This window comes from Nocardia beijingensis NBRC 16342, assembly GCF_001612785.1.
GTDB lineage: Bacteria > Actinomycetota > Actinomycetes > Mycobacteriales > Mycobacteriaceae > Nocardia > Nocardia beijingensis.
This window is the reverse complement of sequence record NZ_BDBC01000012.1, coordinates 92,887-106,689: the sequence shown is the minus strand read 5'-3', so window position 1 is coordinate 106,689 and position 13,803 is coordinate 92,887. Positions and strand designations below refer to the sequence as shown.

Sequence of the window (13,803 nt, the reverse complement as noted above, 5' to 3'; positions counted from 1 at the left end):
GCCCCAGGGGGTATGCATGTCGACCGTCACCACCGAAACCGAAACCCGCGGCGCGCCACCCAGCGGCGCGACACTGCCCGTGGTGCTCGCCGCCCAGTTCGTCACGCCGATGGCCATCGCGGGCACCGCCATCGCGCTTCCGCTCATCTCGCAGGACCTCGGATCGAATCCCGCCGCGCTGCAATGGGTCGTCAACGGATTCAATGTCGCCTTCGCCCTCACCACGCTGCTGTGGGGTGCGGTCAGCGACCGCATCGGACATCGGCGCACCTTCGGAATCGGTACCGCGCTCGTGGTCGCGGGCAGTGTGGGCAGCGTCGCCGCACCGAACCTGTTCGTCCTCGACCTGGCGCGCGTCGTCGCGGGCGTCGGCGCCGCGGCCATCCTCACCGGCGCCACCGCGCTGCTGTCGGCGGCATACGAGGGTGCCCGCAGGACCAAGGCGTTCGCCGTCTTCGGCACCGTGAACGGGCTCGGCCTCGCGCTCGGCCCCACCATCTCCGGCATCCTGATCTCGCTGCTGGACTGGCGAGGCGTCTTCCTGGTGCACGCGGTGATCCTCGCGGCCGCAGGCGTCGCCACACGGGTGCTGCCCGCCGTGAAACCCGCTGTCGCCGAACACGGCCCGATCCTCGACTTCGGCCTGCTGCGCAATCGGGAATTCCTGGCCATGTGCCTGGTCCCGGTCGCCGGATCGATCGGCTTCGTCACCCTGCTGACCTACCTGCCATCGGCGTTGAGCGGCATCACCGACCTCTCGGCGGGGGCCTCCGGATTGCTCATGCTCGCGATGACCATTCCCGTCTTCGTCGCGCCGGTGGCCGTCGGCCAGCTCGTCACCCGCTTCCCGGCGCTGACCGTCGGCCGGGTGGTCTACCTCGCGCTCGGCGCAGCGATCCTCGGCAACGCCGGTGTGCTCGCCCTCTCCGAAGACCGTTCGGTGGCCTGGATCATCGTGCCGATGGTGTTGCTCGGCCTGGGTTTCGGCCTGCCCATCGGTCTCGTCGACGGTCACGCGCTCTCGGTGGTGCCCGCCGAACGCGGCGGCACGGCCGCGGGCCTGCTGAACTTCTTCCGCATCGGCAGCGAAGCGCTGTTCGTCGCCGGATACGCCATCGTGCTGTCCACGGTCGTCGGCACCCGGCTCAGCGGGAAGGCCGCCGACGACACCGCCGCGGGCCAGTTCGGCCACCCCGACGTCTACCGCTCCGCCTTCACCGTCACCGTCGGCGTCCTCATCGCCCTGCTCGTGGTGCTCACCATCCTCATCGTCGCGGTGCGCGGCAACACACGAGCCACCGAGAACCGTGACATCGGTTCCAGCCCAGAAGGAGTCACCTCATGACCCACGCACTCGACGCGGTCCGCGTCGATCTCGACGGCATCGCCAATATCGCGCCGCCCCTGATGATCGAACCACTACCGCGGCGTTCCGCCGGCGGACTACCGCAGGTGAAACTGCCCAGCGGCCACACCGCCGTGCACGTGACCGCTTACCGCGACGTGCACGCGGTCCTGACCGACCTCAGCTTCGCGCGCGCCGAGACGAACGTCGAGGACGGGCCGAGCTTCCTGCCGACCATCATGCCGACGGAAATGCTGCTCAACCTCGACCACCCCGAGCACGGGCGGCTCAAGGGCTTCGTGGCCTCCGCCTACAGTGCCGCCACCATGGCCAGGCGGGTGCCCGCGGTGCACCGGGTGCTCGACGACGCGCTCGCCGACCTGCGCGCCCAGCACGAGCGCGGATCGGCCGATCTCGTTCGCGCGCTACTGGATCCGGTCACCATCGGCGTCAACGTCGACTACCTCGGCATACCGACCGCCGACCTCGCCTATTTCCGGCACCTGTCGCGGGAGATGCAGCTCGGCGACGGCAGCGATGTGGACAAACTGCTGGCCGATTTCTGGACCCTGTACCACTACATCGAGGATCTCGTCGCCCGGCGGCGTGAGCTGCGGCCCGGCCTGATCCTCGACCTGCTCGCCGCGCGCGATTCCGTGTCGCCGCCGGTCACCGACGGGGAGTACGCGGCGATCCTGCTCGGCTCACTGGTCGGCGGCGACCAGAACATCCTGTCGGTGATCACCAAAATCGCCTACGTCGCCCTCGCCAGGCCGGAGCTGTGGCAGTACCTGGTGGACCATCCGGACGCCGTCCCCGCCGCGGTGGAGGAGTTCCTGCGGTTGCTTCCGCTGGGACGGATCTCGACCTTCCCGCGCGTCACCACCCGGGAACTCGCGCTCTCGGAGGGGACGCTGTATCCCGGCGACATCGTCTACGCCGACGCGCATTCGGCCAACCGTGATCCCGAGGTGTACCCGGACCCCGCGGTGATCGACCCGGCCCGTAACGGCAAGCGGCACCTGCAATTCGGTTACGGCATGCACCACTGCATGGGTGCGGCCATGGCGCGCATGGAGATCACCGAGGTGCTGCGCAGGCTCGTCACCGAGCTGCCGACGCTCCGGCTCGCCGTCCCTGAAGACCGGATTCCTTGGGAGACCGGCATTCTCGTGCACCGGCCGACATCGCTGCCGGTCACCTGGTAGCCGGCGTGGCCGGATGGCGACTCCTGTCGGCGTCGAGAATCGCCGCCAGCAGGCCGGGAAACACCTTTTCCATGTCCTCGCGTCGCAGCCTCGTCATCCGGCCGTTGCCGACATCACGCTGCCAGATCAACCCCGCCTTGCGCAGCACCCGGAAATGATGCGTGCGCGTAGACGGCGCCCACGGCATCCCGAACACGCTGCAGAACTGCTCGGTGCCCTCCGGCTCCGCATAGAGTTGCGCGATCACACTGCGCCGATTGTCATCGGCGAGCGCGGCCAGCACCGTGGAAAGATCGAACTCCTCGATATCGGGATGCCCATCCGCATCGGCCACGACCCACTCCTCTCCGCCGCAGCAGCCTGCGAGCGACTGCCGAAGGTATGAAAACCATAGTACCTATCCGGACGGGTTCCGGACCCGCTGGGTTGCGGTGCGCTGGCTCGTCCGCATGGTTGTCCTCGGGCTCACCTCGCGGAAATGGCCTGCGCGTCCACCGCGATGTCCGAGAATGGTCAGCGGCTCCGACGTTCCGGACGAGCGGCGCCACCGGGGCGCCGACGACGCAGAGGAATCGCCATGAAATACATGATCCTGAGCTACGCCTCGCAGCGGGACTACGACGGCATGGTGGGCAAGGACACGGGCAAGCCCGCGTGGAGCGCCGAAGAATTCGCGGCGATGGCCCAGTTCATGACCGAGTTCAACAAGAGGCTCGAGGAATCGGGCGAACTCGTGGAGACCCGCGGCCTGGTGGAGCCGGTGCATACCAGGAGGCTGGGCGTCGAGGACGGAAAACCGTTCGTCACCGACGGCCCCTACGCCGAGACCCAGGAAGTGCTCGCGGGATTCTGGATCGTCGAATGCGAGAGCTTCGACCGCGCCACCGAGATCGCCTCCGAGCTGAACAAGTGCCCGGCGCCCGCACACGTGCTCCAATCCGTCTACGTCGATGTGCGCCCGATCGCCGAGGCCGCCCCCGAGTTCGGCTGAGCGACGCGTGTCCGATTCCGCGGCGACGGACCTGCTGCGCCCGCTGGCGCCGCAGGTCCTCGCCGCGCTCGTGCGCAGATACGGGCACTTCGACACCGCGGAGGACGCGGTGCAGGAGGCGCTGCTGGCCGCGGCGACCCAGTGGCCCGCCGACGGTGTCCCGGCCAAGCCGCTGGCCTGGCTGATCACCGTCGCGTCGCGCAGGCTCACCGATCTGTTGCGCGCCGAGCAGGCCCGCAGGCGGCGCGAAGAGACCGTGGCCCGGCGGATGCTGCCGGAGGACTGGCTGACGCCGCCCGCCGACCGGCAGACCAGCGACGCGGACGACACCCTGATCCTGCTGTTCCTGTGCTGTCACCCCGCGCTGTCTCCCACTTCGCAGGTCGCGCTCACACTCCGCGCGGTCGGCGGCCTCACCACCGCGGAGATCGCCCGGTGCTTCCTGGTCCCGGAAGCGACCATGGCCAAACGCATCGGCCGGGCCAAGCGCGCCATCTCCGCCAGCGGCGTGCCGTTCGCCCCGCCGTCGGCGGCCGACCGCGCCGACCGGCTGGCCACCGTGCTGCATGTGCTGTACCTGATCTTCACCGAGGGCTACGCCGCCACCTCCGGCCCCCGTCTGCACCGAGTCGAGTTGTCGGCCGAGGCGATCCGGCTCACCCGCCTCGTGCATCGCCTGCTTCCGGAGGACGGCGAAGTGGCGGGGCTGCTGGCGCTGATGCTGCTCACCGACGCCCGACGCGCCGCGCGCACGGGCCCCGGCGGCGAGCTGATCCCGATGGAGGAGCAGGACCGCGGCCGGTGGGACGCCGAGGCGATCACGGAGGGCATCGCGCTGATCACCGCCGCACTGCCGCGGGGAATTCCGGGGCCGTACCAGTTGCAGGCCGCGATCGCCGCACTGCACGACGAGGCGCCCAGTTACGCCGCCACCGACTGGCCGCAGATCACCCTGCTCTACGAACGCCTGCTGGCGGCAGTCGACAATCCGATGATCGCGCTGAACCACGCGGTCGCGGTGGCGATGGCCGTCGGACCCGAGGCGGGGCTGAAGCTGGTGGAGGACCTCGGCGACCGTCTGGCCGACGACCACCGGCTGCACGCCGTGCGCGGGCACCTGCTGGAGCTGCTCGGCGACATCGCCCGCGCCCGCGAGTCGTATCTGACCGCGGCACGGCGGACCACGAGCATTCCGCAGCAGCGCTACCTCCTGTCCCGCGCCGTCCGGCTGGAGCCCGACGGCGGGTGATCCTCGCCGGGCGCCCAACTTGTCATGGCACACCGGAATACTCGGCGCCGACCGATCTTCGTGACGAACTGGAGGACCGAATGGCGCGCGAACTCGAGGACCTGCCCTACGCGCGGTACCTCACCGCCTTGGACGGCGACCTCGAAGCGGAAGGCGACTACGACTGCGTCCGGCTGGACGGCGGTGCCCTGGACGACGTCGATGTGCCGCACGCGCGCTTCAACGAGTCGGCGTTCGTCTCGAACACCTTCACCCGGGGGACTCTGCGCTACAGCCGGTTCACCGATGTGTGGCTGCGCCACGTCCGCTGGGTCGGCACCGAATTGGCCGACACGACTTGGCTCGACGGGGAGATGGTGGCCGGCGCGATGTCCGGCGTCGACTTCGCGGGGGCGAACCTGCGGCGGGTCCGGTTCGAAGGTTGCAAGTTCGACTCGGTCAACTTCCGTCGCGCCCGCTTGCGCGAGGTGTCCTTCGCCGACTGTGTGCTGCGCGATTGCGACTTCGCCGAGGCGGCGCTGACCGAGATCACGGTGCCCGGCTCGGCATTGGTGCGGCTCTCGTTGCGCAATGCTCGCCTGACGAAGGTGGACCTGCGCGGCGCGACGGCGCTCGACATCACCGACGGGCTCGACAGTCTGCGCGGCGCGACGATCAGCAGTCCGCAGCTGATGGATCTCGCGCCCGCCTTCGCGCGTTCCATCGGTATCGCCGTGCGGGATTGAGCGCGCGTCGCTCGCACGATACCGGTCACCGCGCTCGGTGCGGCGACGAAAACGCCCGACTGCCAGGGGCTGTCGTGACGGCATTTCGGCGAACCGCCGATGCGCGCGACACCCGATTGATACATTGCGCCGATACCGCGCAGTACCGCTTCATCGAGGATACGAGCCATGGTCGATCCGGATCTCCTCCGCAGTACCGCCGGCGTGCGCGCTCTCGTCCGCATCGCCGGAGAGCGGGGCATGACGTCCGCCGAGTGCCTGGCGGGCACCGCTCTGGCGCCCGCGGAGCTGGGCGACCCGTCCGCCATGATCACCGTGCAGGACGAACTGCGGGTGGCGCACACGGTGCTCGGCCGGTTCGGCGACGAGCCGGGACTGGGTCTCGCGGCGGTTCGTCACGATCCGCGGTCGCGCGGACCGTGGCGCCTCGCGCTGCTGGGCAGCCGGACACTGCGTGAGCTGATCGAGGTGGGGTCGCGCTACGTCGGCCGCACGGTGCCGTTCGGGCGGCTGACCGTCGAGGAAGCCGACGGCGAAGCGCGGCTGGTGTTCGAGGACACCGGCCTCCCGCCGGGGATGCGGGCGTTCTTCGCCGAGGCGGCCCTGGCCGGGCTGCCCGCCTTCGATCGCGAATTGTTCGCCGTCGGCGTCCCGGTACGGCGAGTCAGTTTCCGGCACGCGTGCCCGCACGATACGAAGCGATACCGCGAAGCCTTCGGCGTCGTACCGATTTTCGGCGCGAAGATCAGCGCGGTGGTCTTCGACCGCGGTTTGCTGGACCGGCCGCTGCCACCGGCGAGCGCCGCCGCGCGGGACAACTGCGGGCAACTGTGCCGCGACCTGCTGGACCGGCACCGGTCGCGCACCGGCGTCGCGGCGTCGGTGCGCGACCGGCTGGTGCGCACCCCGGGAGAGATCCCCGATCAGGCGACGGTCGCCTTGGGGCTGTTCATGAGTTCGCGCACGCTGTCGCGGCGGTTGCACGAGGAGGGCACCTCGTTCCGTGCGCTGCTGGACGAGGTGCGCCAGACCATGTCGGAGCTGCTGCTCGCGCATACCGATATGACCACCGAACAGGTCGCCGCACGGCTGGGGTACGCGGAGGCGGCCTCCTTCATCCGGGCCTTCCGCCGCTGGCAGGGCTGTCCGCCGCAGACGTTCCGCTCGCAGGGTCGGCGCTCGTTCCGGGCGCCCGAGCTGGTCTGAGCGACGCACGGCCGCTCTCGTGCCGGACCATCCGCCGCCGCGTGCCGTGCCCGGCGGAGGTGGGCAGACCGTGGGCTATCGTGCTGCCGGGCAGCGCGCAGGTCGATCCGGCGCGGGAATCCCGGACCCGAACGCTCCCGTACTATCGCGAGCGGAGTCGGCCTGCCGGGGAGATGAAGGAGGAGGGTGTGGAAGTTCGCACCAGCAACGAGCCACTGTGGTTACGGTTGGGCCAACGACTTCCGGAGCATGCCGCGGCGCCGTCGGCCGGGGAGCCGTCCGATGAGCGATGACGGCACCGACCTACGCTGCGCCGGATGCTCGGCTGTCGGACTCGACGGCGAGCGGTGCGCGTCCTGCGGTCTGGAACTCGGTTATCGATATGTAGCGCTGCCCGGTCCCGAGGCGACCTCGTGCGCCGAGTGCGGGGGTGACCACTTCTACGCCGACGGGCGCTGCGCGCGGTGTGGCCGGTCCGGGCCGGTGCGGGATCGCTTCGACATCGATCTCGGCGCGGTCGCCGTGCTCACCGATCGTGGCATCGTCCACGCGCGCAACGAGGACGCCGTCGCGGCCGGGGTGCTGCGGGACGTGGTGGCGGAGGTGGATACGGCCGTCGTGATCGCGGTCAGCGACGGTGTGTCGACGTCGTCGCGGCCGCAGGTGGCCTCCGGTGCCGCGGTGCGGGCCGGTGTCGGCGCCACCGCAGCCGCGCTCGCCGCCGGGCAGCCCGCGGCCGAGGCGATCATGGCCGGGCTTGCCGCGGCGGTGCAGGCGGTCCGCGACGTGGACGTGCCCGACGGCCCGGCGCCCTCGTGCACCTACGTGTCCGCCGTCCTCGCCCACCACGGCGCGGAAACCGAGATCACCGTGGCCAATGTCGGTGACAGCCGCGCCTACTGGCTGCCCTCGCCCGAAGGCGAGGGGCAACCCGAGCGTTTGACCGTCGACGACTCGTGGGCACAGGCGCTGGTCGACGCGGGCGCGATGGACGAGCGCGCGGCGATGGCCGATCCGCGGGCGCATACGCTGATCCGCTGGCTCGGCGCCGACAGCCCGCCGCGGCCGTGGGCCGACAACTGCGTACGGACGGTGCGCGTCTCGGGCCCCGGCGTACTGCTGCTGTGCTCCGACGGACTGTGGAACTACTCGCCGTCGCCATCGGCGCTGGCCGATCAGGTGGCGGGGAAGCCGCCCGCGGAGGCGGCGCGCGCCCTCGCGGAGTTCGCGCTGCGGTGCGGCGGCGGCGACAACATCACGGTCGCGCTCGCGCCCGTTCCGGGGGAGAGCCCTTCGCCGGTTCCATAGACAGCGGTGTTCATGGTTGCGTATGGTCGTCGACTATGACGAAGTTCGCCGGCAAAACCTGTCTGATCACCGGCGCGGCCAGCGGTCTCGGCCGTAGCACGGCGCTCGCGGTGGCGGCCCGAGGCGCTTCGCTCGTGCTGACCGACATCGCCGCCGACGGCCTGGCACGGACCGCGGCCGACGCGCGCGCCGCCGGGGCGACCGTCCACCTCGCGCAGGCGGCCGATGTCAGCGACTACGAGCAGGTCGTCGCGCTGGCAGCCGAGGTGCACGACGTGGCCGGCAGCGTCGACATCGTCATGAACGTGGCCGGAATCGCGACCTGGGGGACCGTCGACCGGCTGACGCACGAGCAGTGGCGGCGCACCGTCGACATCGACCTCATGGGCCCGATCCACGTGATCGAAGCGTTCGTTCCGCCGATGATCGCGGCCGAGCGCGGCGGTCACGTGGTGAACGTGTCCTCGGCGGCCGGCCTGTTCGGCTTGCCGTGGCACGCGCCCTACAGCGCGGGCAAGTTCGGCCTGCGCGGGGTGTCGGAGGTGCTGCGTTTCGATCTGGCGCGCCACCGCATCGGCGTGAGCCTGGTGTGTCCCGGCGCCATGGCCACTCCCATGGTCGACAGCGTCGACATCGCGGGCGTCGATCGGACGGCCGAAGCGGTGCAGCGGGGCATGGCGCTGTTCATGCGGCACGCGGTCACCCCCGAGGCGGCGGCGCGATCGATCGTGCGTGGCGTCGAGCGCAACCGCTACCTCGTGTTCACTTCGCCCGACATCCGGGTGGGCTTCTGGGCGCAGCGGTATTTCCCGCCCGCGTACAACGCCGCGATGCGCGGACTGAACTGGGCGATGAACCGCTACGTCGCGCAGGGGGCTGGCGCTCCCGTGAACTGAGCGCGGCGGGGCCGCCGCCACCGGCCGCACGGCGGATCGCCATGATCGTTGTCATGGCATCGGCTGTCTATCTGATCACCGGCATCCAGGCCGCGGGCAAATCCACCGTCGCCCAAGCGCTCGCCGAACGCCTGCCCCGCTCGGCGCACGTGCGCGGCGACGTCTTCCGCCGGTTCGTCGTGAACGGACGCGCGGAGATGAGCGCGGACCCCTCGCCGGAGGCGTTGGCCCAGCTGCGGCTACGGCACACCCTGGCCGCCGCGACGGCCGACGCCTATGCCGATGCCGGGTTCACGGCTGTGCTGCAAGATGTCGTCCTCGGCGAATTCCTGCCATGGACGGCGGAGCTGATCGTCACGCGACCGCTCTATGTGGTCGTGCTGGCGCCACGCCCCGAAGTCGTCCTGGCGCGCGAAGCCGGACGCGCGAAAGACGCCTACGACGAATTCACCGTCGCGGGGCTGGACCGAGTGCTGCGCGAGCACACACCCCGGATCGGGCTCTGGCTGGATACGTCGGATCTGACGGTCGAGCAGACGGTCGATCGAATCCTCGCCGACGCCACGCCGCTGGCGGACTGAGCAGCCGGTCCGCTCCTACCCGCTGTCGCGCGGCACCCGCAGGGGAGTCAGCGAACTGGTGGCCGGGCCTTCGAGCAGGGTGCCGTCGGCGGCGAAGCGGGAGCCGTGCAGCGGGCAATCCCAGGTCCGCTCCTCGTCGTTCCAATCGAGGATGCCGTACAGGTGCGGGCACACCGCAGAGACCCGGTTGGTGACGCCGTCGACCGTGCACACCGCCGTCGGGTGCAAGCCCTCGCGCAGTACGGTGCCGCAGCCTTCGGCCGGAGCGGCGCCGTCGTGGCGGGTCGCGACCCGCAGCCAGCCCGCGGACAGCTTCTGCGCCACGGCGCCGTTGATCTTCGTCGCCGCCGGCAGTGCCTTGAGTTCGTCCGGACGCCAGCTCGCCAGCGCGCCCGCCCACCGAGGTGTCGCCCCGGTGAGGCGTCCGGCCAGCGCGATCGCCGCGGCCACCCCGTTGGTCAAGCCCCACTTGGCGTAGCCGGTGGCCAGCTGGATATCGTTCTGCCCCGGCAGCAACGGACCGACATAGGGGAGTTCCCCGACGGGGGAGTAGTCCTGAGCGGACCAGCGGTGCGTGAGCTCGGCGCCGGGGAACCAGGTGCGCGTCCAGTGCACCAGATCCTCCACTTTCTCCCGGGTGGATCCGCCCCGGCCGACGACGTGACCGTTGCCGCCGACCAGCAGGAGCTCGCCGTCCGTTCCCTGGGCACGGCGCAGGGAACGGGTCGGGCTGCCCGCGCTGATGTACATATCGCGCGGCGCGGGCCGGTCCAGGCGGAAGGCCGTCAGATAGGAGCGTTGCGGAGTGAGGCGGGCGAAGAATCCCCCGCGATCGAGGATCGGCGTCCCGGTGGCCAGCACCACCCGGCGCGCACCGAGGTCGCCGTGCTCGGTGTCGACGACGAGCTCACCGCGGTCGCCATGGTGTACGCCGCGCACGAGGGTGGATTCGTAGATCGGCGCTCCGTGCGACTCCACGTCGGCCGCGAGTGCGGCCAGCAGCGCCATCGGATCGAGCTGGGCCTGATCGGCGAGGCGCACCGCGCCGCGCACCGGGAAAGGCGCGTCCACCTCGCGGAGCAATTCGGTGGGCAGCCCCGCTTTCTGGGTCGCGGCGTATTCGGCTCGCACGGCCGACAATTCGTCGTCGTCCTGCGCGTAGGTCAACGCCGCGGCCCGATCGACGGTGACGCCGTGCGCCGCGCAGAACCGCAGGAGCCATTCCTGCCCTTCGCGATTGGCCGCCACGTAGTCGCGCAGGACGTCGTCGGAGTGGTGCCGCGCGATCTGCTGAGCCCGCGTTCCCTGCAGCAGGCTGACCTTCCCGGTGGTCGCGCCGGTGGTGCCCGCGCCGACGCGCCTTCCTTCGACCACGGCCACCTCGACACCGTTCTCGGCCAGCAGCAGCGCGGTCACCAGTCCGGTGAGCCCACCGCCGATCACCACCGTGTCGAAGCGCGATCCCGGCGTCAACCGCAACCGCGCCGGAACCTGCGCGCCGTGCAACCATAGGGACGTCATATGCCCGAGATAGCCGGTCTCGCCGGGGTGAAACGCCCGTGCGGCGTCCTTCTCACACTCGCACGTGGCCGCTGAGTTGCCGATCCGCGGCGGCGAGCACTTCGGCGGCGCTGATCATCGCCAATCCGGGCGCGGGCGTGTCCGACCGCGGGTCGCCGGGGTGCCCGGCCCACAAGGCGACATGGGCGGCCCGTTCCGGTGGCGGTCCCCAGACCTCGGGTGAATCGGGACCGAAGATCAGCACCGACGGCGTGCCGAACGCCGTGGCCAGATGCCCTACCCCGGTATCGCCGCTGAGCACGAGGGACGCGTCGGCCACCGTCACGGCGAGTTGGCGCAGCGTGAGTTCGCCTGCCAGAACATCGTTCTCGGACAACCCGGCCCGGTCGGCGACGCTGCGCGCGAGCGGCCGGTCCTCGGCGCTGCCGACTATCCGCACCGGACATCCCCACTCGCGCAGGCCCGCGGCCACGGCCGCGAAGCGGTCGGCGGGCCAGCGCCGAGCCGGCGCCCCGCCCGGGTGGACGACGATGGAGCGGCGTTCACCGGTGCACTCCGGTGGCGGCGTGATGTCCAGTCGAGCCGGGTCGGCCGGGATTCCCGCCCATTCCAGCAGCTTGCACCACCGCAGCGGGTCGGGCAGGCCCGGCTCGAACAGCGGGCCGGGCACGCGCGGAAAGTCCTTGTGGCGGTGAGTGATCATTCGTTCCGGGTCGGTGGCCAGCAGCGCGCGGATGCTCTCGGCTCCGGCGTCGTGCAGATTGACCGCGAAAGTCGGCGCGGGGGCATTCCAGCGCAATCCGCCCGCCAGCGGCGTCGCGTGGAATTCGTCGGCGCACGCGGCCAGATCGACGACCGGGCGCAGCCATCCCGGCGCCGCCAGCACGAGCCGGTGCCGCGGACGCGCCTCGTGCAGCGCGCGCAGAGCGGGAACCGCGGTGAGCAGTTCCCGCAACCCGTGCGCGCGCAGCGCGAGCAGCACCGTCATTTCGGCACGAAGATGCCGGTGAGGTCGGCCTTGCGGATCGGCGTGTCCGGGTTGGCCTGCGCCGCGCACATCAGCTTGATCGCCGCGATCGCCGCGTCGACGGTCCTGGCGTCGGGCGTCTCGTTACCCTCGCGCTCCTCTTCGAGGAACTTCTCGGTGGTGATGCGCTGTTTGTCGGGATCCTGGGCGACGTATTCGTTGCACGGGGTGTCACCGCCCTTGTTCACGATCTTCTCCGGCTCGTCGCCGCACCCTGCCGCGCACACCGCCAGCGCGGCCAGCACGGCGACACCCATCCGGCTCGCGGCGCTCATCGCCCGAACCCCGCCAGCGCCGACGCCAGGTCCGGCACGCCCAGCGCCTCCAGCGCCTGTTCGCGCACCTGCGGGCAGGTCTGCGTGGTGATGGTGTCGATCGTGCCGCGGTCGGTGACGACGACGTCGTTGAGCCCGCCGTTACGGGCCGCCCAATTATGGACGGTGCCGTTGAACGTCACTTTGGCCACCGTGGCGCCCTGGCTGCGCCAGGTGTCGATGTCTGCGCCCATCATGTCGCACAGCTGCTTCGCCGCTTCCGCGGTGATCTGGTCGGTGTCGGGCACCTGGCGGCTGCTCGGCGCGGGCATGGTGATCGAGACGGTCGCGGGCGCCGGCGTGTCCGCCGCGGAATCGCCGTCGTCGACCGAACACGCCGTGAGCGCCGAACCCGCGGCCAAGACGCCGGCGAGCAGGGTGAAGCGGCCCAAGGGCCGGTTGGGCTGGTTTCTCATTCTTTCTCCTGGAGTGCAAAGCCCCGTTCCCGGGGCGGGCGCGAGCGATCGATCAGTGGCCGGCGGCGTCTCGCAGCCGCTTGCCTTCCCGTGCCTTGACCCGACGGTGCTCGGCGACGATCACCAAGACGCCCGCGATGATGCAGACGCCGCTGACGATCCCCGCCACCACCGCCCATCCCTCGAACCCGTACCCGGCGGCGGTGAGCGTCAGCGCCATGGCCACGAGGCCGACCGCGACCAGGATGATGCCCGGCCAGTTGCGGGCGTCCTCGATGGATTCTCCGGCGTGCGCCCGGATGGTGCGGCTGTCGTCCGGGAACCCCTGGGTCCGGGGTGTGTGCTGCTCTCCGGGGCCGGATCCCGCGGTCGGCTCGTTCGGTGCTGGCAGCATCGGATGTCCTTTCTGCTGAGCGGCAACGATTTCGGTGCGCCCGGCAGCCCGTGGCCCGCGGTGTTCGAGCGGGCCGTCCTTGGCGGCCGTACCGGTCGAATGCCCGCGTTAAGGCGTCCGAAACGGGGGTAGCACCTCAGCGAGCGGCCCTGTTCCCGGCCGCTCGTACCCGCGAGAAGTTCCAGGAGGATCCCGATGACAACAGCACGGGAGATCATGACCCCGAACGTCGAGTGCGTCCGCTCCAGCGACACGGTGGTCGCGGCCGCGCAGCGTATGGCGGAGTTGAACGTCGGCGCCTTGCCCATCCGCGGTGAGGACGACAAGCTGAAAGGAATGCTCACCGATCGCGACATCGTCGTGAAGGTGATCGCCCAGCGTAAGGACCCGCTCGGCGTCGACGCGGGCGAACTCGGGGGCGAATTGGTCACCGTCGAAGCCGACGACGACGTCCGCAAGGTGATGTCGGTGATGTCGCAGCATCAGGTGCGCCGCGTGCCGGTGCTTGACCACGGCAGGCTGGTCGGCATCATCGCGCAGGCCGACGTCGCCACCACGGTCGAGAACGCCCAGTCGGGCAGCACCGTGGAAGCGATCTCGATCGACTTCTGAGTCCGGCGGC

General features: G+C 70.6%; 16 protein-coding genes. 10 read left to right on the top strand and 6 right to left on the bottom strand.

The features are described 5' to 3' along the window. Positions 1–16 precede the first annotated feature (16 nt). Positions 17–1,345, top strand: a complete 1,329-nt coding sequence (locus tag NB3_RS08320) for an MFS transporter (RefSeq protein WP_067799049.1) — start codon at positions 17–19, stop codon at positions 1,343–1,345. After that, entirely contained in the window at positions 1,342–2,553 is a 1,212-nt protein-coding gene (locus NB3_RS08315) for a cytochrome P450 (RefSeq protein ID WP_067799038.1), read from the top strand. Before NB3_RS08320 ends, NB3_RS08315 begins: the two co-directional genes overlap by 4 nt. On the opposite strand, the gene NB3_RS08310 is transcribed toward NB3_RS08315, so the two are convergent. Continuing rightward, entirely contained in the window at positions 2,543–2,887 is a 345-nt protein-coding gene (locus NB3_RS08310; protein WP_067799034.1) for an ArsR/SmtB family transcription factor, read from the bottom strand. The two genes, NB3_RS08315 and NB3_RS08310, sit on opposite strands and share 11 nt — an antisense overlap. A gap of 243 nt (positions 2,888–3,130) precedes the next feature. On the opposite strand from NB3_RS08310, the gene NB3_RS08305 reads away from it, so the two are divergent. The 7 genes from NB3_RS08305 (at position 3,131) to NB3_RS08275 (ending at position 9,509) form a co-directional block, all read left to right on the top strand. Continuing rightward, positions 3,131–3,544, top strand: coding sequence for a YciI family protein (locus NB3_RS08305; protein WP_067799031.1), 414 nt, complete (start codon positions 3,131–3,133; stop codon positions 3,542–3,544). 7 nt (positions 3,545–3,551) lie between these two features. After that, positions 3,552–4,793 carry an RNA polymerase sigma factor gene (locus NB3_RS08300; RefSeq protein WP_067799028.1) on the top strand — a complete coding sequence of 414 codons (1,242 nt, stop codon included), beginning with the start codon at positions 3,552–3,554 and terminating at the stop codon, positions 4,791–4,793. An 80-nt stretch (positions 4,794–4,873) separates the two neighbouring features. Next, positions 4,874–5,518 carry a pentapeptide repeat-containing protein gene (locus NB3_RS08295; protein WP_067799025.1) on the top strand — a complete coding sequence of 215 codons (645 nt, stop codon included), beginning with the start codon at positions 4,874–4,876 and terminating at the stop codon, positions 5,516–5,518. A gap of 240 nt (positions 5,519–5,758) precedes the next feature. Beyond that, a complete protein-coding gene (locus NB3_RS08290) occupies positions 5,759–6,724 on the top strand; it encodes an AraC family transcriptional regulator (protein ID WP_169810656.1) in 966 nt (321 codons plus the stop codon). A 282-nt stretch (positions 6,725–7,006) separates the two neighbouring features. After that, complete coding sequence (locus NB3_RS08285) at positions 7,007–8,032, top strand: PP2C family protein-serine/threonine phosphatase (RefSeq protein ID WP_067799019.1); 1,026 nt, start codon at positions 7,007–7,009, stop codon at positions 8,030–8,032. A gap of 35 nt (positions 8,033–8,067) precedes the next feature. After that, positions 8,068–8,928 carry an SDR family oxidoreductase gene (locus NB3_RS08280; RefSeq protein WP_067799016.1) on the top strand — a complete coding sequence of 287 codons (861 nt, stop codon included), beginning with the start codon at positions 8,068–8,070 and terminating at the stop codon, positions 8,926–8,928. Positions 8,929–8,981: 53 nt separating this feature from the next. Then, complete coding sequence (locus NB3_RS08275) at positions 8,982–9,509, top strand: AAA family ATPase (protein WP_067799013.1); 528 nt, start codon at positions 8,982–8,984, stop codon at positions 9,507–9,509. Between the two features lie 15 nt (positions 9,510–9,524). On the opposite strand, the gene NB3_RS08270 is transcribed toward NB3_RS08275, so the two are convergent. From NB3_RS08270 to NB3_RS08250, 5 genes are read right to left on the bottom strand one after another with little or no spacing between them, the layout of a single operon-like run. Further along, on the bottom strand, positions 9,525–11,030 hold the full coding sequence (locus NB3_RS08270) for an FAD-dependent oxidoreductase (protein ID WP_067799010.1): 1,506 nt from the start codon (positions 11,028–11,030) through the stop codon (positions 9,525–9,527). A gap of 52 nt (positions 11,031–11,082) precedes the next feature. Next, complete coding sequence (locus NB3_RS08265) at positions 11,083–12,018, bottom strand: glycosyltransferase family 9 protein (protein ID WP_067799007.1); 936 nt, start codon at positions 12,016–12,018, stop codon at positions 11,083–11,085. Continuing rightward, complete coding sequence (locus tag NB3_RS08260; RefSeq protein WP_067799004.1) at positions 12,015–12,332, bottom strand: hypothetical protein; 318 nt, start codon at positions 12,330–12,332, stop codon at positions 12,015–12,017. Before NB3_RS08260 ends, NB3_RS08265 begins: the two co-directional genes overlap by 4 nt. After that, a complete protein-coding gene (locus tag NB3_RS08255; protein ID WP_067799001.1) occupies positions 12,329–12,787 on the bottom strand; it encodes a hypothetical protein in 459 nt (152 codons plus the stop codon). Before NB3_RS08255 ends, NB3_RS08260 begins: the two co-directional genes overlap by 4 nt. Before the next feature lie 52 nt (positions 12,788–12,839). Beyond that, positions 12,840–13,181 carry an MFS transporter gene (locus tag NB3_RS08250; protein ID WP_067798999.1) on the bottom strand — a complete coding sequence of 114 codons (342 nt, stop codon included), beginning with the start codon at positions 13,179–13,181 and terminating at the stop codon, positions 12,840–12,842. A gap of 195 nt (positions 13,182–13,376) precedes the next feature. On the opposite strand from NB3_RS08250, the gene NB3_RS08245 reads away from it, so the two are divergent. Next, complete coding sequence (locus NB3_RS08245) at positions 13,377–13,793, top strand: CBS domain-containing protein (protein WP_067798996.1); 417 nt, start codon at positions 13,377–13,379, stop codon at positions 13,791–13,793. Positions 13,794–13,803: the final 10 nt, after the last annotated feature.